This is a genomic window from Pontibacter ruber (assembly GCF_023630205.1).
Classification (GTDB): Bacteria; Bacteroidota; Bacteroidia; order Cytophagales; family Hymenobacteraceae; genus Pontibacter; species Pontibacter ruber.
Genome location: NZ_JALPRR010000001.1, coordinates 1,040,147 through 1,063,874, shown reverse-complemented (window position 1 = coordinate 1,063,874; position 23,728 = coordinate 1,040,147). Strand labels below are relative to the sequence as shown.

Genomic DNA, 23,728 nt, shown 5'->3' with positions numbered 1-23,728 from the left:
CCACCCTTGGCTATGGCTATACTTTGAGGTATAACTTTCATAGAAGAAGTATAAACACACCCCTGCACCCCTCTCGAGAGGGGAACTTCTGCCACTGCTATACTTCAGGTATAAGTTTCTTAGCTGCTGCAGGTATAGCACGGCCAGGTCGCGACCTGGCCCTACAAGGGGTTCCAGTTACATAGCCTCCTACTATCGAATTTGTTCCCAGTCCTTGGGTTGAGCGCCTTTGATTTGTTGCGGTGCTCAGCTTGCTGAGCAGCCCGTAGCGGAGCGAGGAGCAGCTTCAAATCAACAGCGCGATGCCCGAGGACGAGGCCCCGCGGCCCTGAGCGCACCAAAAGTAGCTATAAAAGTATAGGCTTATAAAACTAAGGAATAGAAGTAGCTACGAAGTAAGGGCTTGTTGGCGCAAAGTATAAACCTTAACAATAAGTACAGATAGCTCGCTCTTCTCAAAATTTCACAAGACGCAAGTACTCTTAACCTTCTTAACTCCTTCAGGTAATCCGAAATAACAGCGGAAAGAATTCAATTCCTTATCTTAGCAGGATAAAGAACTTACGCTGTAACAACAGCAACAACCATATTACCCGCACCAAAAATGAACTACCAGAATACCCTTGCCTTTGCGCAGGAACAAGACCAGAATGATCCGCTTAAACATTTTAAAGCCCGCTTTTATGCCCCGCAGGTAAACAAGCGCGACGCTATTTACTTCTGTGGCAACTCGTTGGGGCTGCAGCCAAAGTCAGCACAAGCTTACCTCGACCACGAAATGCAGAACTGGGCCGACCTGGCCGTAGAAGGACATTTTAAAGGCGATACCCCTTGGTTTAACTATCATCGATTATTAACTGCCAGCTCGGCACGTGTAGTGGGCGCTCTGGAAAGCGAAGTAGTAGTGATGAACCAGCTCACTGTGAACCTGCACCTCATGCTCGTTTCTTTTTACAGGCCGGAAGGCAAACGCATCAAAGTGATCATGGAAGGCGGCGCTTTTCCATCTGATCAGTACGCGCTGGAAACACAGGTGAAATTCCATGGCTTTGCCCCAGAAGAAGCTATTGTTGAACTGTTCCCGAGAGAAGGCGAGCACACGCTGCGCACTGAAGACATCCTGCAAAGTATAAAAGACTGCGGCGAAGAGCTGGCGCTGGTACTGATGGGCGGCATCAACTACTATACCGGCCAGGTATACGACATGGAAGCCATCACCAAAGCAGGCCATGAGGCAGGCGCTGTCGTAGGCTTCGACCTGGCGCATGCTGCTGGCAACGTGCCGCTGAAGCTGCACGACTGGAATGTAGACTTTGCCGTTTGGTGTACCTACAAGTACCTGAACTCAGGCCCGGGTGGCACATCGGGTGTGTTTGTGCACGAGCGCCACGCCAACAACCCGGACCTGCCGCGCTTTGCCGGCTGGTGGGGGCACGATGCGGGTGTGCGTTTCCAGATGAAGAAAGGTTTTATACCGATGCCGGGTGCCGAAGGCTGGCAGGTAAGCAATGCCCAGATCCTGCCGATGGCCGTCCACCGCGCTTCGCTGGAGCTGTTTGACGAAGCCGGTATGGACAACCTGCGGGCAAAAAGCGAGAAGCTGACAGGCTACCTGGAGTACCTCATTGACGATGTGCATGTGGGCAAAGACGTGCTGGAGGTGATCACGCCGCGCGATCCGAAAGCCCGTGGCTGCCAGATCTCCATGCTGGTGAAGCAAAATGCACGGGAGTTGTTTAACAAGCTGATGGAAGCCGGCATTATCGTCGACTTCCGGGAGCCGAGCGTCATCCGGGTGGCACCTACGCCGCTCTACAACAGCTTTGAGGAAGTATACCGGTTTTCAGAGATCCTCCACGAGTGCCTGGAGGCAGTGAAAAACTAAAGCAGGAAATGCAGGCGTACTAACCTACGCCTGCATTTTTTACTTACAGGCTAACCGATCAGATGTTTTTAAAGTATGCAAGCGTAAACCCGGAGTTATGGCGTTTACCATCGAGGACATATTGCTTGGTATCTCTATCCTGCTGTTTCTGAGTATTCTTATAAGCAAGAGCTTAGGCCGCTTTGGTATACCTGCGCTGATACTGTTCCTGGGGGTGGGAATGCTGGCTGGCTCAGAGGGGGTAGGAGGCATACACTTTGACGATGCCCGCTCTGCTCAGTCGCTGGGAACTGTGGCGCTTACGATCATCCTGTTCTCCGGTGGCCTGGATACGCGCTGGGAAAGTACAAAGCCCATCCTTTGGCGGGGTGTTGTGCTTGCCACTGCAGGGGTTTTTATTACAGCCATACTGCTGGGGCTTTTTGTTTACTGGGTTACCGATTTCACGATCCTGGAAAGCCTGCTGCTGGGCTCTATTGTGTCGTCTACCGATGCAGCAGCGGTGTTCTCCATACTTCGGTACAAGAACATCGGCCTGAAACACAACCTGCGCCCTACGCTGGAGCTGGAATCCGGCAGTAACGACCCGATGGCGTATTTCCTGACCGTCAGCTTTACTTTCCTGATCACGAATGAAGATGCCTCCATCTGGCAGCTGATCCCGATGTTTTTCATGCAGATGAGCCTTGGTGCTGTAATGGGGATCGCAATGGGGCACCTTATGGCTTGGGTCATCAACAAGATCAAACTGGAGCAGGAAGGCTTGTACCCGGCCCTGACCCTGGCGATGGTCGTGTTCACATACGCCTTTACCAGCGAGATCAATGGCAACGGGTTTCTGGCCGTGTACATTTCTGCTGTGATCCTGGGCAACCGTAACTTTATTCATAAGCGCAGCCTTACCCGGTTTTACGATGGCGTGGCCTGGCTCATGCAGATCCTGATGTTCCTTACGCTGGGCCTGCTGGTGTTCCCGTCGCACATGATACCTGTTATTGGGATAGGCCTGCTTATTTCGTTGTTCCTGATTTTTGTGGCCCGCCCGATCAGTGTTTTCCTGAGCATGGCCTTTTTCAGATCAACCCTGGCAGATAAGCTGTACGTGTCGTGGGTGGGGTTGCGGGGAGCTGTGCCTATTGTTTTTGCTACGTACCCGCTGCTGGCCGGAGTACAAAAGTCAGATATGATCTTCAACATCGTGTTCTTTATCGTGCTCACTTCCGTGATGCTGCAGGGCACTACCCTGGCTCCTGTAGCCAAGTGGTTAAAGCTCAACCAAAGGGAAAGGAGGCTTAAAAAGCATCAGTTCGATCTTGAAATGGAGTACGACCTCAAAAATGAGCTGACCGAGATCATGGTGCCTGAGGGCAGCCCGGCAATAGGTAAATCTCTGGTAGAGCTGCACTTCCCGAAAGGCTCTCTGATCGTGCTCATCAACAGAAAAGGCAAATTCCTGACACCAAACGGGGCAACCGTTCTGGAGCCCCTGGATATACTGTACGTGATGACGGATAACGACCAGGAACTGGCAAAAGTAAACGAGATGCTCGGGTACGAGGTGGCTTGAGGCCTTACGCCGGTTTGCTCCTTCGCACACATTTATGCTAATAGGAAGGCTGCAGTTCGTGCGAAAGTATACTTTTACAGCTCCTGAGTTGCCTGAAACCTATTCCTAATCTCTTTTGCGGCTATTTTTTAAAAGCGTTATTTTTGTTTGTTGAAAAACCTGGGAGACATAAAACTTTACCTCAAATACCCGCTGATGTGGGTTATGCTGCTTTGGGCGCTCACGTTGCCCGGGCACGAGGTAGCAGTTTATAGTTTCATCATGAAAGGCACGGTAGCTAAGGCTGCGTCTGTGCTGAAAAAGGTTAAATACCACACTGCACCGGATGCAGTAGAGCAACAGGCGTTGCAGGTCTTTTTAGATGCCCGGGCAGCGCCCCCCGTAGTGCTTACCCCACAGCATGCCGACAGGTATGTGCTGCCATCATTCCTTTTCAACCCGCCTGCTAACGAAGAGCTGCCCGCCTGTGCTGATAACCCGGCAGGTACCAGGCTTCTGGCGCATACCACTCCGGTTGCTGTACTTCCCAACGCCCCGTAGCGCTGCTTTTACCGGGCAATTGCAGGCTGGCTGAGTTGGCTAAGAGCCGAATTCTGCAGAAGCCTTTGCTGCCCGCCGTTTACACTGATTTTCTTATTTTTTTCGTTGTTGCGCGTAATTGCAGCACAGTATAAACAGCTTGCTCGTTAACACAGGTAGCTTGATTCCTGGCTGGTTAATGAAGTAAATTATACTTGGTGGCTGGGTTATAACGCAACGCAGCCAGATTTATACTTTAATTTCCTGAATAGATATATATGACGCACTTACCGCATTTGGTAATGGACCTCGGGCTCATACTTGGAGCAGCGGGCATTGTTACTCTGATCTTTAAAAAGCTTAAGCAGCCGCTTGTGCTGGGCTACATCATTGCCGGCCTGCTGGTCGGGCCCAACATTTCGCTTTTTCCATCCATTGCAGAAACAGAAAACATCCAGATCTGGGCAGAGATCGGCGTGATTTTCCTGTTGTTCAGCCTGGGCCTGGAGTTCAGTTTCAAGAAACTTGTAAAAGTAGGCGGGCCATCCTCCATCATGGCACTGGTGGAGGTCGTCGTAATGCTGCTGCTTGGCTACCTGGCGGGTAAGCTGCTCGGTTGGTCTACCATGGATAGTATCTTCCTGGGAGGTATACTTTCCATTTCTTCTACCACCATCATCATCCGGGCTTTTGATGAGCTGGGCGTAAAGTCGCAGCGCTTTGCCGGGTTGGTGTTCGGGGTGCTGATCGTGGAAGACCTGGTGGCGATTTTGCTGCTGGTGTTGCTCTCGACACTGGCCGTAAGCCAGCAGTTCGCCGGAGCCGAAATGCTGACGGCTGTACTGAAGCTGGCGTTCTTCCTCGTAGTATGGTTTCTGGCAGGCATATTCCTCATCCCAACGTTCCTGCGCAGGGCCAGCAAACTCATGAACGACGAAACCTTGCTGATCGTGTCCATCGCGCTTTGTTTCCTGATGGTAATTCTGGCGGCACAGGTTGGTTTTTCGCCGGCACTGGGCGCGTTCATCATGGGGTCTATACTTGCTGAAACCACCAAAGCCGAGAAGATCGAGCACCTGGTAGCCTCGGTAAAAGACCTTTTCGGCGCCATCTTCTTTGTATCGGTAGGTATACTGATCGACCCGGAAATGATCGTCAATTATGCCGGACCTATTGCTGTGATAACGCTTGTAACGCTGCTGGGCAAAGCGATAAGTATAACAAGCGGCGGACTTGTTGCAGGGCAGGGGCTGAAGACATCCATACAATCAGGTATGAGCGTTTCCCAGATCGGGGAGTTCTCGTTTATCATTGCCACTCTGGGCGTAACCCTGAACGTGACCAGCGACTTCCTGTATCCGGTGGCCGTGGCGGTATCGGCAATTACAACCTTTACCACACCTTACATGATCCGCCTGGCAGAGCCGCTCCACCGGGTAGTTGAATCCGTGCTGCCAGCCAAATGGAAAGCCTCCCTGAACGAGTACAGCTCAGGGGCCCAGACCATCGGTGCAGCCAGCGACTGGAAGATCCTGCTTCGCTCGTATGCCATCAACCTGGTGGTCTACTCGGTCATTATGATCGCACTTGTGCTGCTGTCGGCCCGTTACCTGCGGCCACTTATTACAGAGCACCTGATCGACGGGGGGATGGGGGATCTCATTACGACAGCTATCACGCTGGTGGCGATGGCGCCTTTCCTGTGGGCCATGGCAGTGTACCACCCCCAGAAAGAGGCACAGGGCCGCATTTGGGCAAACAAAAACTACCGCAGCCTGATTATTGTGATGGAGTTTGCACGTATGGGCATTGCTATACTTTTCGTCGGCTTCCTGCTGCATCAGTTCTTCTCGGTGGTGGTGTCTATTGTGGTTGGCCTGGTTATCCTGGTGCTGCTGGCGATCTTCTCCCATCGCATTCAGAACTTCTACATCCGCATCGAGAACCGGTTTATGGCTAACCTGAATGCACGTGAGATAAGTGCTGCCCAGAAGGCGCATCATACCCTGGCTCCCTGGGATGCCCACCTGACCAGCTTCGAAGTGCCGCCGGCATCTGTAGTGGTGGGGAAGAGTTTGTTTGAGCTGCAGACAAGGGAAAAGTTTGGTATAAACGTGGCCGTGATAGAGCGCGGCGACCGTACCATTATGGCCCCAACCCGAAACGAGAAGATTTATCCGGGCGATAAGATCTACGTTTTTGCTACAGATGAGCAGACAGAAGCCTTCAGGCAGTTTGTGGAATCTGAGATAGCGCCTGCCGCAAATGGAGGGTCCGAAAAAGAAGAAATAAGGCTGCAGCAGCTTGTGGTATCCGCCGACTCGATGCTGCTGCATAAAACCATACGCGAATCCGGTATCCGGGAGAAAACAAAGGGCTTGATCGTAGGCATCGAGAAAAACGAAGAACGAATTCTTAACCCGGATTCTGAGCTGATGTTCGAAGAAGGAGACATCCTCTGGATCGTGGGCAGCCCGTGGCGCATCAAACAGCTGGAAGCAGCCCGGCAGCCTGCGCGCGGATAGAAAGAGCAACTAATAAAGCAACTGAAACAGAAAGGCAGCAGTTGGACCACCGTTCGGCTGCTGCCTTTCTTACTCTATACTTAGTAGAAGTATAAATTAAGATGCCCTGTTTTCAGCCGAACGAACAAGTAATGGCGTAACAAACTTTCTGATGCTCGCAATAGTACTACAAATTAGTGCTACACAACTGTTAAGAAAACAAAGGAGAAGCAGGTAGTACAAACTTTTCTTATATCCACCTGTTGCAGCAGGATAAAACAGCGTCTGCTGCTTAAATTATTGCCCCCTGTATGGATAGTTATGTCATAGTGATTACGCTGATCGGGTTGGCGGCGCTGGCCATGGCCTGGATACCACGCCTGTTGGAAGGCAGCTTTCTGTCTTACCCGATCCTGTTTCTGCTGCTGGGCATGGTACTCTATTCCCTGCCTCTCAACCTGCCCATGCCCGACCCCATGTGGCAGGAAGAGTACGTTGTGCACCTGACAGAGCTTAGCGTGATCATATCGCTAATGGGTACCGGGCTTAAGCTGCGGCGCCCCTTTGGCTGGAAGAACTGGCAGATTCCTTTTCGCCTGGTAAGTATAACCATGTTGCTGTGCATTGGGGCACTGGCTTTTTTAGGCTGGTGGGTACTGGGCCTGGCACCGGCAGCAGCCATTCTGCTAGGGGCAGTGCTGGCGCCTACCGACCCAGTGCTGGCAGAGCAAGTGCAGGTGGGGCCCCCGAACGATAAGGAAGAGGACGATGTACGTTTCTCACTCACAGCAGAGGCAGGATTGAACGATGGCATGGCTTTCCCTTTTACCTGGCTGGCGGTAGTTGTAGCCGTGGCGGCTGGTACCGCAGAACCCTGGTTTGGAGAGTGGCTATACCGCGATCTGCTCTACCGGATAGTGGCAGGTGTTGCAATCGGGTATGTGGTGGGCCGGGGTTTGGCTTACCTGATCTTTGAGCTGCCCGATAAAACAAAGTTTCCCAGAACCCGCGATGGTTTTGTGGCACTCTCGGCTACGCTGGTGTCGTACGGATTGACGGAAATGGCCCATGGCTATGGATTTATAGCGGTGTTTATTACAGCTATTACCATGAGTAGTTATGAGGTGGAAGATGAGTACCACACTGAAATGCACGATTTTGTAAACCAGGTGGAGCGTATTCTGATGGTAACGCTCTTGCTGTTGCTGGGCGGAAGTATAGCCCGCGGGTTGCTGGAGCACCTGACATGGCAGGGAGCATTGGTCGGGCTGGGGTTTCTGTTCATCATCAGGCCGCTGTCTGCGCTCGTAGGAATGATCGGCGTGAAAGTGCCTGCAAGGGAAAAACTGGCAATCAGCTTTTTTGGCATACGGGGCATCGGATCCTTCTTTTACCTTTCCTTTGCGCTGGAGAAAATTGCCTTTGCCGATGCCGACCAGTTATGGGCAATAACAGGCTTTATTGTGATGGTCTCCATCATCCTGCACGGTATTACGGCAGCCCGCATCATGGACCACTTAGACACCTGGAGAAAACGTAAAAGGAAGTCGGCAAAGCACGAGGCTACTCCTGATAAAGTTTGAGATGAACAGAAGTTTGATGCAAAACAAAGGCTTGTCACAGGCATTTGTGCAACTGGATATGCCCGATGCCGAAGTATACTATGCACCTGTGTTTTTTACGAAGCAGGAAAGTGATGTATACTTCGAGCAGCTGCAGCAAAGTATAAACTGGCAGCAGGAAGAGATCCGGATGTTTGGCAAGCAACTGCCCCTGCCGCGCTTAACAGCCTGGTACGGCGACAAAGGGTATACTTACTCTGGTTTGTACAACGCTCCTCAACCTTGGCTGCCCGTTTTGCTGCAGCTGAAAGAGCGGGTAGAGCAGGCATCGGGCCACACCTACAACAGTGTGCTCCTGAACTATTACCGCAGCGGACAGGACAGTATGGGTTGGCACTCCGACGATGAAAAGGAACTGGGCCGTAAGCCAGGTATCGCTTCCCTGAGTTTTGGCGGCGAGCGTACGTTCGCTTTCCGGCACCGCTTCCGGAAGGAGATAAAAGCAGTAAAAATAACACTGCAGCACGGTAGCCTGCTGCTGATGCAGGGGCCTACGCAGCACTTCTGGCAGCATCAGATCCCTAAAACCAGCCGAACTACAGAACCACGCATCAACCTCACGTTCCGGAACGTAGTAGCATAGTGTCTGCAGCCTTCTGTTAGGGGTTGCCATTCCCAATCGTAACACGTTACTTTACGGTAGCTTGAAGCTCTGCCCTGATAAACTATGACCGAGAAAAAGAACATCGCCATAATGGGAGCCGGCCTGGTCGGTTCGTTACTGTCTTTGTACCTGGCCAAGCGCGGCCACAAAGTTGATCTGTACGAACGTCGCCCCGACCTCCGCAAATTAGGTGCTTTTGGTGGCCGCTCTATCAATCTGGCCCTCAGCGACCGGGGCTGGCGTGCGTTGCGCGGCATCGGCATAGAAGAGCAGGTGCGCAAAGTGGCAATCCCGATGTATGGCCGCATGATGCACGATGAGCAGGGCAACCTTACCTACCAGCCCTATGGCAAAGAGGGGCAGGCAATTTATTCGGTATCCAGGGCCGGGCTGAATGTAGCCCTGATGGACATTTCGGAGCCGGACCCCAACATTACCTACCACTTCAACCGCCAGCTGCTGAACCTGGACCTGCACACCAACGAGGCAGAAATGCGCAACACCGAAACAGGCGAGGTAGAAAAGTTGCAGAGCCAGCTGCTGTTTGGGGCAGACGGGGCTTTCTCGATGGTGCGCAACGCCATGCAGAAAACCGACCGCTACAACTACTCGCAGTCTTACCTGGAGTATGGCTATAAAGAGCTGACCATTCCGGCGGCTGAAGGAGGTGGCTGGCTGCTGGAAAAGCATGCGTTGCACATCTGGCCTCGCGGCAACTACATGATGATCGCGCTGCCGAACATCGACGGCAGTTTTACCTGCACACTTTTCTTCCCTTACGAGGGAGCCCTTTCTTTCGAATCGATCAAGACAGATACCGAGCTTCTTAACTTCTTCCTGGAGGCTTTCCCGGATGCAGTGCCGCTCATGCCGGATCTGGCAGAAGATTACTTCTCTAACCCGATCGGCTCGCTGGTAACCGTTAAATGCTTTCCGTGGTCGTACCAGGACAAAGCCTTGCTTATTGGGGATGCCTGCCACGCGGTGGTGCCTTTTTACGGGCAGGGTATGAACGCCGGCTTCGAGGACATTACCGTGCTGGACCAGATGCTGGAGAACTTCGACGGCGACTGGGAGAAATTATTCAAGGCATTTGAGCGTAAACGCAAGCCCGACGCCGACGCCATTGCCGACCTGGCCGTGATGAACTTTATCGAGATGCGCGACAAGGTAGCGGACCCGCGCTTCCTGCTGCGCAAAAAGATCGAAGCCAGGATCAACCAGCAGTACCCCGATAAGTGGATCCCGCTCTACACCATGGTTACCTTCACGGACCTGCCGTATTCCTATGCATTGGAAACAGGCCGGCTGCAGGACGAGATCATGAAGAAGGTGATGAAGCACATCCAGACGGTAGAAGACTTCGATAAGCCGGAAGTACAGCAGCTGTTAGAAGAGCAGATCATCTACAAGGAGAAGCTGAAAAAGCATACGGAAGCGCAGGGACGGGGATAAACAAGTAAAGTTTGTTTCTGCGTCAGGAATCCAGAAATTAAGATCGTACCGATTTCTTGTACCTTTAAATGTGGCATTTCGCTACTGCAATTCCTGTTCGTCTTGCTGGCAGCCCTTTATACTAAACTTTGCTTTTTACAAAGGCAAAAAAGCTTTCAAACGATCAACCGGGTTGGAACAATGAAGTATAGCGGCAGGGTTGTTCGGTTATCCGGGTATACTACAAGCCCTCTAGCTGTAGCCCTGTTTCCGAACAAATCCGCTCAAAAGGAAGTATAGTTAAGTTGGCAGCCCTGCACAACTGCCTGTTTCAATCTATCATTTTCACTTCTAAACGCTAATCCGGAATTTTATGAGCTTCAACTATAAAAAAGTAAAAGGAATAATTGTGCCTGCTCTTATACTGGGGCTGGTAAGCTTTGCCGATACCGCCCTGGCGCAGACAAAGACTCCACAAACGCAGCCACCACAGCAGCAACAGCAGGCTACCACCGACATTTCGGATGCCGATATCAAGCAGTTTGTAGATGCCAGCACGCGCTTGCTTGCCGTGCAGAAGGAAGGCGAGAAAGTGATGCTTACGATCCTGCAGGAGGAAAAACTGGAGGTTGAGAAATTTAACCAGCTGGCGCAGGCGCACCAGCAGCAAAAGCTGAACGAGGCCGGTGCAACACCGGAAGAACTTGCGGCCTTTAACAAAGCGGCCGAACGCATCATAGCCCTGCAGCCGGAAATGGAAAAGAACATGGAGCAGGCGATCCAAAAAGACGGCATGACGGTGGATAAGTATGAGCAGATCATGCTTGCTTACCAGCAAAACCCAACCCTGCAGGCCCGCGTGAAGAAAATGATGGGACAACAGTAACCACAAAGTATAAAAAAGAAGCCCTGCCGGAATTTCCGGCAGGGCTTCTTTTTTATGGTACGGTCAGGAAATTACTGCTGCTGTGGCTGTTCCTGTCTGGGTTGATCCTGCGAGAACTCCACAATACGGAACGACCTGGTCTTGCGGTCCAGATAGCCGTAGTGCAGCTTGTCGCCGTAGCGGTAAACAGTCTTGAACTCCGGCTCCGGCTTTAGTTCTGTCTCGTATTCTTCTATCTTGTCCTGCAGCACTACAACCTCATCAGATTTTACTTTCTCCAGGTTCTCGTTATCCAGCACTGCCCTGAAGTAGGTACTGATGCCAGGCCCTGAAGGCAGGTTGTTTCTTCCCTGCCCGTACGGGTCGTAGAAGTAACGGCTGTAGTACGGCGAGTCGAGGTAGTAGCTCGGGATGTTATAGGCCGGTGTCCAGCGGCCGGGTATCATCATCAAACCACGTGAAGTATAGACATAACGGTCCGGGGTGCGCACCAGACGGCTATAGTCGTTACCGCGATCGTTTACTTTTGGCGGTTGGTAAGAGCCGATTGTCAGTTGCAGCGTGCTGTCGCCAAACGAATCGACGGTGATGGCCGGAATACCGTTTGCCAGGTTCTTCATTACCTTCGAGGTCTTCTCGATGGTGGTGTTATCCGGAGAGAACAACGCTTTGATGCCGCGCTGGTGTACCGGCGTCGACTTGATTGCGATCTCCTGGTCGCCTTTGTAGCTATAGTCCTTGATCGGCTTGAGCGTAGCAAAGTCGTAAGCTACCAGGTTCATCTCATCTTTTGCTAACTGCACCCTAAACAGCATGTTGTTGTGCAGGAATGAGTTGAAATTCGGGTCCTTCTCATTCTCAAAAGCTGGCAGCGTGCGGTACTCGGTCTGGCCGCTGTTCCAGTCCAGCGTCAGGATCTCGGTAGTCGTTTTGTTGCCATTGCCTTTGGTATAGAAATCGTCGAAGATCATGTGTACCTTGTCGCCTCGGGTATAGATCTTGCTGCGGTGATGACCTGCAAACACGGTACGCTCCAGGTCCGGATGCACAAAGATGAGCTCCGCCTCACGGTCGTAGCGGCCACGGGTGCGGGGCATCTTATCTGTGGCAAATGTCTTTTTCTCCATCTGCGCATCGCCCGCGTCGCGGTACAAGTGTATGTTCTGCTTCTTATCTGTGTAGAGCATGTATGCGTGGTCTGCATCAACAAAACCACCGATAAACTGCTCGCCTCTTTCTTTCTTCAGGAGCACGTCCTGCAGGCTTCGGAAAGCACCGGTTCTGCGGTTAATGGCAAATGGGCGCACATAATCGCGGCGGCCGTTTGCGTAGCGGCTGTAAAACATAAACTCGTCATCGGTCACACGGGTACCCAGAATCTGGGGCTGCTCGTTCCAGCGCCACGGAATCTCCTGTGAAGAAACCACCTGGCCGGAAGGAGAGAGAAGGTTAAAGTACAATTTGCCGCTTTGGTAAAAATACACGCAGACATTACCTTCGCCATCGGCCACTGTTACCAGATCTTCGGCTCGGCGCATGGGCAACTCCACGTTGGCAAACTCCTGCTGGGCGCTGGCCACAGTGGCAAACAAGCCCAGAAAGAGAACGGTGAAGAGTATCTTTCGCATGGTATAATTTAGTTAAAATAGTCTAAGCTTTAACTGCAAATTTCCAGCCAAAGTATAAATTGTTGTGGTCAAATAACCGAATTTATAAGTAAAAGTTTTTGAGCCGTTTACATTAGCAGTTTTGCTTTACAGCTTCTCTTTAAGAAAGGAGGCTATCTGTATGGTATTGGTGTTTCGGTTAAGAATAACCATAGTGCATTTGCCCCTTGTAAGTATAGGCAAGCAAGACTACAGCCAGAATGATTTCATCACTGTTTGCTGCTCACGCAGTAGGCCAAAGACAATTGAACTACCTGGTTTTTGGCTCCGATAATGTCTGCAAGACCTACCTGGTGGCGAAGGCTTACCGTCAGCTTGCTTTCATTTCCGTAAGAAAGGCCATACACCAGGCCATAGTCTGCCCCTTCCATGTTAGGGCGGCTGTTGTAGGCTTCGTACTCATACCGCTCTTCCAATAGCAGTCCTGCATAACCACCGCCTTGCAGGCTTACTTCAGGCGCTACAAAGAATTTAGCAGTAATGGGAATGTTAAGGTAGTGCAGCAGCAGGTGGCCACGATCGAGCTCTGCCCCCTGGAACGAATACTGCGCTTCTGCCTGTATACCAAGCCTGTCGCTCTCCATTGTTAAATAGTATAGGCCGGCGTGGGCTCCAAACTGCGGGCATAGCCATGGCTCGCCTTTCGGAGATAACGTCGCGAAGCTAGGGCCAACTTTAATACTGGTGTACTTCTTTTTCGCAGCAAGGGGAGTGTTGATTTGCTCTTGTGCTGTGGCGTAGAGCGTGCAAAGCAGGAGTAATCCTGCTAAGAGCGGGTAAAACTTGTTCATAGTAAAGTATAAAGCAATTGGTGCCTTAAAGATAGGATAACCGGAATATATAATGTTAAAGATCAATAAAAAAGCCCGACCAAAGTATAGCCGGGCTTCTGAAGTATAAAGTATAGCCTTTGTTAAAACTCCGCGTTTTGTGGCGTTCTCGGGAAAGGAATCACGTCGCGGATGTTGCCCATGCCGGTTACGAACTGCACCAGGCGCTCAAAGCCCAGGCCAAAACCAGCATGCGGACAGCCACCGAAACGGCGGGTATCCAGGTACCACCACAGGGCCTCCTCCTCAATGCCTACGCCCTTCATGCGCTCTACCAAAAGGTCAAGGCGCTCTTCACGCTGCGAGCCACCCACGATCTCGCCAATGCCCGGTGCCAGGATGTCCATGGCGGCTACGGTTTTGCCGTCGTCGTTGAGGCGCATGTAAAACGCTTTGATATCCTTCGGGTAATCTGTTACAATCACCGGCTTCTTGAAGTGCTTTTCTACCAGGTAGCGCTCGTGCTCGCTCTGCAGGTCAACGCCCCAGCTAACCTCGTACTGGAATTTTTTCTTCTTGTAAGCCGGTGAGTTCACCAGGATGTCGATGGCCTCGGTATAGGTTACGCGCTCGAAGTCGTTGTTGACTACAAACTCCAGCTTTTCCATCAAAGTCATTTCCTGGCGCTCGTTCTGCGGCCTGGTTTTGTCTTCCTCCACCAGGCGCTGTCCCAGGAACTCGATGTCGTCGCGGTTCTTCTCGATCGCTTCGCGGATGATGTACTTGATGAAATCTTCGGCCAGGTCGGCGTTCATTTTCAGGTCATAGAACGCCATCTCCGGCTCGATCATCCAGAACTCGGCCAGGTGGCGCGTGGTATTGGAGTTCTCGGCACGGAACGTAGGTCCGAAAGTATAAATGTCGCTGAAAGCCATGGCCGCCAGCTCGCCCTCCAGCTGTCCCGATACCGTCAGGTTGGTAGCACGACCGAAGAAGTCCTCCTCATAGTTTACCTGCCCGTCTTCGGTGAGTGGCGGGTTGATCGGGTCCAGCGTGGTTACGCGGAACATCTCGCCGGCGCCTTCTGCGTCCGAAGCGGTGATGATCGGCGTGTGCATGTAGACAAAGCCTTTCTCGTTGAAAAACTTGTGCACGGCAAAAGCCAGCGTGTTACGTACCCTGAAAACAGCTCCGAAGGTGTTGGTGCGGAAGCGCAGGTGGGCGATCTCACGCAGGAACTCCAGCGAGTGTGCCTTCTTCTGCAGCGGGTAAGCTTCCGGGTCGGCTTTGCCGATCACCTCGATGGTATTAGCCACCACTTCGTAGGCCTGGCCTTTGCCCTGGGAGGCAACCAGTTCGCCGGTTACGGCCACGCTTGCGCCGGTGGTGATGTCTTTCAGCGTCTCTTCCGGAAACTTCTCGGCATCGGCTACTACCTGCAGGTTATGGATGGTGGAGCCGTCGTTTACGGCGATAAAATTCACAAACTTGTTACCGCGCTTGGTGCGCACCCAACCCTTCAGCAATACTTCCTTGCCTACTTCGGCGCCTGTCAGCAGTTCTTTTACTTTCGTGCGTTGCATATGTATAACTTGTAGCATACAGGGTCAGAAAACCCGTACAGCTAAATTAAAGATTAAAATTGAAAGGTAGCGTAGCTACTCAAAGTAAACGGAAAACGGAAGGTACCATCGAAGCGTCAAAATGCAGTGATACCCAGACGGGTAACGAGAGCATATGCCATACTTCCGGAGTTTTGCAGCGCCCGTTTCCAGCTTTCCCCAAAAATCCCTCAAAGTAACGATAATTTAACCTTTTTTGTAAATGCTAGTAAAATTATCCTAAATTTGGAGGTGCACTTTTTTGCGCAAAAAACCGTTTTTCCACTATGCAGCGACTCGATTTAAGACAACTTTTATCCCAGAAGCTATCGCCGCAGCAGATACAATTTATCAAGCTGCTGCAGATACCTACTGCCGAGTTGGAGATGCGCATCAAAGAAGAACTGGAAGTAAACCCTGCTCTGGAGGAAGGCCGCGAAGATGCTGATGCCGACCAGTACAGCGACTCGGACGGAGAGGAGTATGATGGCGAGGAGGATTACAGCAAAGACGAGATCAACCTCGACGATTACCTGAACGATGACGAGATCAGCGGCTACAAAATGCAGGGCGACCGCGGCGGCGATGACGACGAAGATCGTGAAATGCCGATAGCTGTTACCTCCACCCTTACCGATTCGCTACTCGACCAGCTCGGTTTCCTGGACCTTGACGACAAACAGTATACCATTGGCATGCAGCTGATCGGCAGCATCGACAGCGATGGCTACATCCGTCGGGAGCTAAGCTCCATTGTTAACGACCTGGCTTTTTCGCAGAACATCGAGACCTCGGAAGAGGAGATTGAGCAGGTGCTGCACATGATCCAGACCTTTGACCCGGCCGGTATTGCAGCCCGCGACCTGCCAGAGTGTTTGCTGCTGCAGCTGCACCGTCGCGAGCAGGATGCTACAACAGTGCTGGCGGAACGTATCATTTCCGAAAGCTTCGACGAGTTTACCAAAAAGCATTACCAGAAGATACAGGCCAAATTCGGAGTTAGCGAAGAGGACCTGAAAAAGGCCGTTGACCTGATCATCAAACTGAACCCGAAACCGGGCGGGGCAGGGGCTGGCATGACACGGGTACAGTACATCATACCGGATTTTATACTTACCAACGAGAATGGTCAGTTGCAGCTGTCCCTCAACTCGCGCAATGCCCCGGACCTGCGCATCAGCCGCTCCTACGCCGACATGTTCGATGCCTACGACAAGTCGGATAAGAAGGACAAGAAGCTGAAGGAGACGGTAACGTTTGTGAAGCAGAAGCTCGACGCGGCCAAGTGGTTTATCGATGCCATACGCCAGCGCCAGAACACGCTGCTGCGCACCATGGAAGCCATAATCAAGTACCAGCACGAGTTCTTCCTGGAAGGTGACGAGAGTAAGCTGCGCCCGATGATCCTGAAGGATATTGCCGAAGAGATCGGCATGGACATCTCAACAGTAAGCCGCGTGGCCAACAGCAAAGCCGTGCAGACCGAGTTTGGTATTTACCCGCTCAAGTACTTTTTCTCGGAAGGTATAGCCACCGACTCCGGCGAAGATGCCAGCAGCCGTGAGGTGAAGCACATTCTCAAAGAGATCATCGACAAGGAGAACAAGCGCAAGCCGCTTTCCGACGAGAAGATAGAGCAGATCCTGAACGAGAAAGGCTATAACATTGCCCGCCGTACGGTTGCCAAGTACCGCGAGCAACTTAACATACCGGTAGCCCGCCTCCGCAAAGAGCTTTAACACTAATTATGAATGCTGAATTACAAATTATGAATTTCAGCAAATAATAGTTTTGTAAAAGTATAGCTGACGTATAAATCCAGAACCCAATTCATCATTCTTAATTCGTAATTCATTAATTATAAAAAGTGAACCGCACGCTTGCCAGGTTGCTTTCGGTCGTATTTCACCCACTGCTTGTACCTACTTACCTTTTTGCTTTTATCTTATATTACCTGCCGGTGCCGGTGCTCACGCTCCCTTTGAGCAGCCGCTGGATGGTGCTGGCCATGATCTTTTTCACCACGGTCATCATTCCGGGTTTGGGAGCTTATGCCCTGGTGCGCACCGGCCACATCGACTCCATGGAGATGGACCGGCGGGAGCAACGCCGCCTGCCTTTGCTTTTTACAGGGCTTTGCTATGGCGTTACCTCTTACCTGTTCTACCGCGAGCCTGTTTTTGATCAGCTCTTTTACGTAGTGATGGGCATTATTGCAACCTCCGTTTTCCTGACATGGGTCATATCGCTGTTCTGGAAAGTGAGTGCACATAGTATGGCCATGGGGGGTAGCCTGGGCCTGCTGCTGTTTCTGAACCGGCTGGTACCGGAGGCAGAGTTGCTATCCCCGATCATTTTTGACGTGCTGATAGCAGGCGCTGTGCTGTCAGCAAGGCTGTCGCTGGACGCGCATACGCCAGCGCAGGTATACACCGGGTTTGGCAGTGGATTTCTGCTTGCTTTTACGGCAGCCCTGTTCCTGTAAGCCGTAAAGGGAGTGCATATCCGTTGCACTTGCAGCCTATAATCTATACCTTTGGTTGCCTTACTAACTAAAACAAACGATGACCTACGAGTGCCTTCTATACCAGGTGCAGGATGGTGTTGCCACCATTACCCTGAACAGACCCGACGTATTTAACGCCTTTAACGACCAGCAGAGCTACGACCTGCAGGATGCCCTGAAGCAGGTTACCCGCGACGACAATGTGCGCGTGGTGGTGCTGACAGGTGCCGGCAAAGCTTTCTGCTCCGGCCAGGATCTGAAAGCGATTGCCAACGCCGACAAGCGCGACCTGTCGGAATCGCTGGAGAAACGCTATAACCCGATTATCCGGGCCATACGCAACCTGCCAAAGCCGATCATCTGCAAACTGAACGGGGTGGCTGCCGGAGCCGGCTGCTCACTGGCTCTTGCCTGTGATCTGGTGGTGGCTTCTACGGCAGCAAGTATGATCGAAGTATTCGTGAACGTAGGGCTGGTGCTCGATTCGGGTTCTTCTTTCTTCCTGCCGCGCGTGGTAGGTTCGCTGAAGGCTTTCGAGTTAAGCACGCTGGGCTCTAAAGTATCAGCCGAGGAGGCCTTGCAATTAGGCATGGTAAACCGCGTGGTGGCACCGGAAGAACTGGACGCAGCCGTAGCCGAACTGGCCGCCCGTTATGCCGCAGCGCCAACCAAAGCCATCGGCCTGATGAAGAAAATGCTGAACAAATCCTTCAGCTCTACCCTGGACGAAATGCTGGACTACGAGGCGTACTGCCAGAAAATAGCCGGGAATTCTGAGGATTACAAGGAGGGTGTTAGCGCCTTCAACGAGAAGCGCAAGCCGCAGTTTAAAGGAGCCTAAGCTTTATATTTAACACATAAAAGTAAAAGCCGGAGCTAAAGTATAGCTCCGGCTTTTACTTTTATACTTGGTTGTATCTAGAAAGCGTAGCCCAGGCTTAGCTTTAGCTGTGGCAGAGGCACTATCGCTGCAGCAGTGTTTTCATCGGAGTGCACAATACGGCCAATTATCTTATCTTCCAGCATATCTCCGGCACCGTCTGCTTTTGCCACTTTGGCACGCACCCCTAAGGATGCCGCCACCTCAAAAGTAAATTGTTTGCCCAGCGGAAACTGTCCTCCTGCCTGGTAGCTCAGGTCCAGGGCGTTTACGTACAGCCGGCCCACATACTTGTAGTTAGGGTCGTTAGGAGGTAGTTCCTCCAGGCCAAATACATTCTTCTCGAATGCCAGGAACCTGTAGCCGAGCATCGGCCCATGGAAAAAGCCAAAAGGTGCGTTTTTCTTTTTGGAAGTATAATGGCGCTGGCTCATGCGCACGCCAATACCTATGGTGCTTTTGTCTTCCGGAAACCAGTCGGAGCTCTTCAGGTAGCTGGTATACACGTAGCTGATCCCGAACTCGTTGCTGATGCGGGGGGTACGCAGTTTCTCGTAAGATAAATAGATTTCACCGATCTGCAGGGGGTGCAGCTTCAGGATCTTGTCGTGCTCGGTGTCTATGTTGTGCATCTCTTTTTCCTCTTCGCGCTCTTCCTGCTGGTCTTGTGCCTGTGCAAAGCTGAGCGGCAGTAGCAGGAGTAACAGGCACAGGCCTTTTGTCCAGTTACCTCTTTTTGTTTTTTTCATAGGGGCTGAGCGTGAATGGTGTTTTAACATTTTTCAGAAGTTTGTTTTGTGTATTCCGGGTGATGTGTAATAAGGAAGTAATGTATAAAAAATACCTTTTATCTGCTTTATAAATCATCAAAAAAAGCAGTATAAATCATGGAAGTGCAACAAACAGAACTCCTTAGCGCCAAGGGCGTATAGAATTGTATATTTACTATTCTTTAAAAAATTAAACAACTATAGAACTATGAAAAGAATTGGATTAACAGGTTTAGTAGCGGGTTGCCTTTTGTTTGGCACGATCGCTTGCGAACAGAAAAAGGAGCCCGTAGAAGAGGCCCAGGAAACTAACGAGGAGATGGCTGAAGGCACAGCCATGGAAGACCAGAAGCAAAACTTATCTGACTTTATGACCAAGGCAGCCAGCGGCGGCATGATGGAAGTAGAGCTTGGTAAAATAGCCCAGAAACAAGGCCAGAGCAAGCAGGTGAAAGACTTTGGAGCCATGATGGTGAAGGACCATACCAAAGCCAACGACGAGCTGAAGGCACTTGCTTCTAAAAAGAACATCATGTTGCCAGACAGTATGGGCCAGGACCACATGGATAAGATGAAAGATGTAAGAGATAAAAAAGGAGCGGAGTTTGACGAGGCTTACATGGACCTGATGGTGAGTGACCACGAAGAAGATGTAAACATGTTTGAGGACGCCTCTAATAACCTGGAGGATGCAGAAGCCAAAGCCTTTGCCTCTAAAACGCTGACTACGTTGCGCATGCACCTGAAGCAAGCCCAGCAGATCGACAGCACCATGCAGAAAAAGCAATAAGTATAGCCTTTGTGCTGCCAATTTAAGTATAAAGCATCTGTGAGTTTATCTTACAGATGCTTTATATCTACAACCATACTACAAACTATGACAAGAACTATACTTTCCGGCATGCTGATGGCGGCTCTTTTCCTGAGCACCGGGTGCACCCCTGATGACAGCGTACACCAGGCAATAGAGCAGAGCAAGGCGCAGTTGCAGGAAACAGGAATGCAGAATGCCGGCGTGCAGAGCATGGAAAATGATATCCGGTTTGCCGCTGAGGCTGCCTCTGCCAGCTTGCTACAGGTGCAGTTAGGGGAGATGGCACTGGAGCGGGCCGTTAGCCCAGAAGTGAAAGCACTGGCACAACGCATCGTTTCGGACCACAAGCGGATTGCAGAAGACCTGAAACAAGTGGCCGACCAACGGAGGATCGTGCTGCCCACCGAGCCCGGACAGGATCATAAGGAGATCATCGACCTGGTTAACTCGCAATCCGGCATCGCGTTTGACCTGGCCTACATGAACCAGATGGTAGACCTGCATAAAGATCTGGTAAAACAGTATGAAAATGCTGCGGAAGAGGGGGCCGATATCAACATCAGGACCTTTGCCTCCAAACAATTGCCGTTGCTGCGACAACACCGGCAAATGGCTGAGAGCATGGAAGAAAAAATCAACAACGTGAGATAGCAAAGTATAAAAAAGCCGCTGCTAAACTATAGCAGCGGCTTTTTTATACTTTGGCTTTTTATTTTCAGACCTCGTTGCTCTCCCGGTAATGGCTGGTTCTTAGCTCCTCTTTCAGGAAGCGGGAAGTATAGCCGATACTTGATACAGCAACTTCTTCCGGCGTACCGGCGGCCACAATCGTACCACCGGCTTCGCCACCTTCCGGACCAATATCAATGATATGATCGGCAATTTTGACCAGGTCGAGGTTGTGCTCGATGATGAGTACCGTGTTGCCTTTGTCGGTAAGCTTATGCAGCACTTCTGAAAGGTGCTCAATATCCTGAAAGTGCAGGCCAGTGGTGGGCTCATCCAGAATGTACAACGTCTGGCCGGTATCTTTCTTCGAAAGCTCGGTTGCGAGTTTCACGCGTTGCGCCTCACCACCCGATAAGGTCGTAGCCTGCTGCCCTAGCGTGATGTAACCCAATCCTACCTCGTTCAGCGTCTGTATTTTGCGCAGGATGCGCGGTTGGCTGTCGAAAAACTCAACGGCCTGCTCCACGGTCATGTCCAGCACATCGGTTATACTTTTGCCTTTGAAGCGTACTTCCAGGGTTTCGCGGTTGTAGCGCTTGCCTTTGCAGACTTCACAGGGCACGTACACATCCGGCAGGAAGTTCATCTCGATGGTTCGCATACCGGCTCCCTCACAAGCCTCACAGCGGCCACCCTTCACGTTAAACGAGAAGCGACCCGGCGTATAGCCTCGTATCTTGGCCTCCGGCAATTGCGCAAACAAACTGCGGATATCGGTAAACACACCAGTATAGGTAGCCGGATTAGAGCGTGGCGTGCGGCCAATCGGCGACTGGTCCACCTCAATTACCTTGTCGATCTTATCCAGTCCTTCAATCGCTTTATAAGGCAGCGGTTCGCGCTTGGCCCGGAAGAAGTGCGTGTTCAAAATCGGGTACAGCGTGTCGTGGATCAGCGAGGACTTGCCGCTACCCGACACACCCGTTACACAGATCATCTTGCCCAGCGGCAGCTCCAGCGTTACGTTCTTCAGGTTATTGCCGGTAGCCCCGATCAGGCGCAGCACTTCGCCATTGCCCGGGCGTTTTACGCGCGGCACTTCAATGCCGCGGCGGTTGCTCAGGAAGTCGGCGGTGGTGGTGCCGGCGTTCATCATCTCTTCCGGGGTGCCGGCCGTTACTACCTGCCCACCGTGTATACCTGCGCCAGGGCCAATGTCCACCACGTAATCCGACTGCAGGATCATATCCTTGTCGTGCTCTACTACAATGATGGAGTTACCCAGGTCGCGGAGGTCCTGCAGGGCTTTGATCAGGCGCTCATTGTCGCGCTGATGCAGGCCGATGCTTGGCTCGTCCATGATGTATAAAACACCTACCAGCTGTGTACCGATCTGCGTAGCCAGGCGTATACGCTGACTCTCGCCACCCGAAAGCGTTTTTACCGGGCGGTGCAGGCTCAGGTAATCCAAGCCTACGTCCAGCAAAAAGCCAATGCGCTTGCGAATCTCTTTCAAGAGTTCTTTGGCGATCACGTTCTGGCGCTCGCTCAGGCGGTTTTCCAATCCATCGAACCAAGCCGCCAGTCGGTTAATATCCAGCACCGAAAGCTCGCCTATATTTTTGTTGTCGATTTTAAAGTGCAGCGACTCCTTCTTTAACCTATAGCCGTTACATTCCGGGCAGGTGGTGGTCTGCGTAAAATCCTCTACCCAGGTGCGGATGTTGTCCGAATCAGATTCCATCTGGTTTTTGAGGAAGTTGATGATGCCCTCGAACTCAACAATAAAGTCGCCCTTTTTGGTGGTTACCTCCAGGTCCTCGTCCATACCATAGAGCAGCACCTTCACCACATCGGCCGGCAGGTCTTTGATAGGGGTGGAAACAGACACCTTGAACTGCTTGAACAGCGCTTCGATCTGCTTGAAGATCCAGATGTCGCGGTACTCACCTAGTGGCGCTATACCTCCGCGGCGTATACTCAGGTCCTTATCCGGTATAACCGATTCTTCTGTGATCTCCTGTATCTCACCCAAGCCATTACACACCGGGCAGGCGCCGTAAGGCGAGTTGAAGGAGAAGGAATTCGGAGCCGGATCGTCGTAGGCAATGCCGGTGGCCGGGTCCATGAGGTGGCGCGAGAAGAAGTGTGTCTTGTCAGCGTCAACGTCAAGTATAAGTACCGTGCCTTTGCCGTGTGTCAATGCGTTCTGAATAGAACCGGACAAACGGAAACGGTCTTCTTCCTTCACCACGATCTTGTCGATCACGATCTCGATGTCGTGGATCTTGTAGCGGTCCACCTGCATTTTTGGTGCGATCTCCACCAGTTCGCCATCCACGCGGGCACGGATGAAGCCCATCTTGCGGATCTGCTGAAAGAGCTCACGGTAATGGCCCTTACGGCCTTTTACCACCGGGGCCAGCACCACAATACGCTTGCCGTCGAAGTGCTCCAGGATGTGGTTTACGATCTGCTCATCGCTCTGGCGCACCATCTTTTCGCCGGTCACGTAGCTGAACGCCTCGGACGTACGCGCCCACAGCAGACGCATAAAGTCGTAGATCTCGGTGATGGTACCTACCGTAGAGCGCGGGTTGCGGCTCGTGGTTTTCTGCTCAATCGAGATCACCGGCGACAGGCCTTCGATCTTGTCTACATCCGGTCGTTCAAGGCCGCCCATAAACGAGCGTGCGTAGGCCGAGAAGGTTTCCATGTAGCGGCGCTGCCCTTCAGCGTAAATAGTATCGAACGCCAGCGACGACTTGCCCGAGCCACTGATGCCGGTAAATACGACCAGTTTGTAGCGTGGCAGCTTGATGGAAATGTTCTTGAGGTTATGTTCGCGGGCACCGTATACTTCGATCTGCTGTGCTTCCCCGTTCTGAGAGAAGGCAGTGTCGGTGCCGGTAGTAGTTTCTTGCGCTTGGTTAAAAGCCATTCAGGAATGCTTTATTTTAAATAGCAAAGGTACAAAATTATCAGTGCTTTGCAGTCGCAGCGCACCAACCCTTCTTAACAGAAAAAGAG

At 51.8% G+C, this 23,728-nt stretch carries 18 protein-coding genes; 13 read left to right on the top strand and 5 right to left on the bottom strand.

Features of this window, described 5'->3' with window-relative positions; translation table 11 throughout:
- Positions 1–604: 604 nt before the first annotated feature.
- The 8 genes from kynU (at position 605) to MJ611_RS04680 (ending at position 11,021) form a co-directional block, all read left to right on the top strand.
- Complete coding sequence (gene kynU, locus MJ611_RS04715; protein WP_250428357.1) at positions 605–1,885, top strand: kynureninase; 1,281 nt, start codon at positions 605–607, stop codon at positions 1,883–1,885.
- Between the two features lie 97 nt (positions 1,886–1,982).
- Positions 1,983–3,452 (top strand): potassium/proton antiporter, encoded by a 1,470-nt coding sequence (locus tag MJ611_RS04710; RefSeq protein ID WP_250428356.1) that lies wholly within the window; start codon positions 1,983–1,985, stop codon positions 3,450–3,452.
- Positions 3,453–3,602: 150 nt separating this feature from the next.
- Positions 3,603–3,992 (top strand): hypothetical protein, encoded by a 390-nt coding sequence (locus MJ611_RS04705; protein WP_250428355.1) that lies wholly within the window; start codon positions 3,603–3,605, stop codon positions 3,990–3,992.
- 257 nt (positions 3,993–4,249) lie between these two features.
- Complete coding sequence (locus tag MJ611_RS04700) at positions 4,250–6,496, top strand: cation:proton antiporter domain-containing protein (protein ID WP_250428354.1); 2,247 nt, start codon at positions 4,250–4,252, stop codon at positions 6,494–6,496.
- A gap of 290 nt (positions 6,497–6,786) precedes the next feature.
- Positions 6,787–8,058 (top strand): cation:proton antiporter, encoded by a 1,272-nt coding sequence (locus MJ611_RS04695; protein ID WP_250428353.1) that lies wholly within the window; start codon positions 6,787–6,789, stop codon positions 8,056–8,058.
- A gap of 1 nt (position 8,059) precedes the next feature.
- On the top strand, positions 8,060–8,680 hold the full coding sequence (locus MJ611_RS04690) for an alpha-ketoglutarate-dependent dioxygenase AlkB family protein (protein WP_250428352.1): 621 nt from the start codon (positions 8,060–8,062) through the stop codon (positions 8,678–8,680).
- 84 nt (positions 8,681–8,764) lie between these two features.
- Positions 8,765–10,156 (top strand): FAD-dependent oxidoreductase, encoded by a 1,392-nt coding sequence (locus tag MJ611_RS04685; RefSeq protein ID WP_250428351.1) that lies wholly within the window; start codon positions 8,765–8,767, stop codon positions 10,154–10,156.
- Between the two features lie 352 nt (positions 10,157–10,508).
- Complete coding sequence (locus MJ611_RS04680) at positions 10,509–11,021, top strand: DUF4168 domain-containing protein (RefSeq protein WP_250428350.1); 513 nt, start codon at positions 10,509–10,511, stop codon at positions 11,019–11,021.
- 71 nt (positions 11,022–11,092) lie between these two features.
- Here the strand turns inward: MJ611_RS04680 and MJ611_RS04675 are convergent, their stop codons facing one another.
- The 3 genes from MJ611_RS04675 to asnS all read right to left on the bottom strand — a co-directional run bounded on the left by MJ611_RS04675 (position 11,093) and on the right by asnS (position 15,041).
- Positions 11,093–12,649 (bottom strand): hypothetical protein, encoded by a 1,557-nt coding sequence (locus tag MJ611_RS04675; RefSeq protein WP_250428349.1) that lies wholly within the window; start codon positions 12,647–12,649, stop codon positions 11,093–11,095.
- Positions 12,650–12,897: 248 nt separating this feature from the next.
- Complete coding sequence (locus MJ611_RS04670; RefSeq protein WP_250428348.1) at positions 12,898–13,479, bottom strand: porin family protein; 582 nt, start codon at positions 13,477–13,479, stop codon at positions 12,898–12,900.
- Positions 13,480–13,601: 122 nt separating this feature from the next.
- A complete protein-coding gene (gene asnS, locus MJ611_RS04665) occupies positions 13,602–15,041 on the bottom strand; it encodes an asparagine--tRNA ligase (RefSeq protein WP_250428347.1) in 1,440 nt (479 codons plus the stop codon).
- 305 nt (positions 15,042–15,346) lie between these two features.
- Between asnS and rpoN the strand changes: the two genes are divergently transcribed.
- From rpoN to MJ611_RS04650, 3 genes are all read left to right on the top strand, one after another.
- Complete coding sequence (gene rpoN, locus MJ611_RS04660) at positions 15,347–16,798, top strand: RNA polymerase factor sigma-54 (RefSeq protein ID WP_250428346.1); 1,452 nt, start codon at positions 15,347–15,349, stop codon at positions 16,796–16,798.
- A gap of 128 nt (positions 16,799–16,926) precedes the next feature.
- Complete coding sequence (locus MJ611_RS04655) at positions 16,927–17,544, top strand: hypothetical protein (protein ID WP_250428345.1); 618 nt, start codon at positions 16,927–16,929, stop codon at positions 17,542–17,544.
- Between the two features lie 79 nt (positions 17,545–17,623).
- On the top strand, positions 17,624–18,406 hold the full coding sequence (locus MJ611_RS04650; protein ID WP_250428344.1) for an enoyl-CoA hydratase-related protein: 783 nt from the start codon (positions 17,624–17,626) through the stop codon (positions 18,404–18,406).
- Between the two features lie 77 nt (positions 18,407–18,483).
- Here MJ611_RS04650 and MJ611_RS04645 read toward each other — a convergent pair whose 3' ends face one another.
- On the bottom strand, positions 18,484–19,194 hold the full coding sequence (locus MJ611_RS04645; RefSeq protein ID WP_250428343.1) for an ABC transporter ATP-binding protein: 711 nt from the start codon (positions 19,192–19,194) through the stop codon (positions 18,484–18,486).
- Positions 19,195–19,423: 229 nt separating this feature from the next.
- Here MJ611_RS04645 and MJ611_RS04640 point away from each other — a divergent pair, with 229 nt between their 5' ends.
- The gene (locus MJ611_RS04640; RefSeq protein WP_250428342.1) at positions 19,424–20,005 is read left to right on the top strand and encodes a DUF4142 domain-containing protein; all 582 of its coding nucleotides are present in this window, start codon (positions 19,424–19,426) and stop codon (positions 20,003–20,005) included.
- 87 nt (positions 20,006–20,092) lie between these two features.
- Positions 20,093–20,680, top strand: a complete 588-nt coding sequence (locus MJ611_RS04635) for a DUF4142 domain-containing protein (RefSeq protein ID WP_250428341.1) — start codon at positions 20,093–20,095, stop codon at positions 20,678–20,680.
- A gap of 64 nt (positions 20,681–20,744) precedes the next feature.
- On the opposite strand, the gene uvrA is transcribed toward MJ611_RS04635, so the two are convergent.
- Positions 20,745–23,639 (bottom strand): excinuclease ABC subunit UvrA, encoded by a 2,895-nt coding sequence (gene uvrA / locus MJ611_RS04630; protein ID WP_250428340.1) that lies wholly within the window; start codon positions 23,637–23,639, stop codon positions 20,745–20,747.
- Between the last annotated feature and the right edge of the window lie 89 nt (positions 23,640–23,728).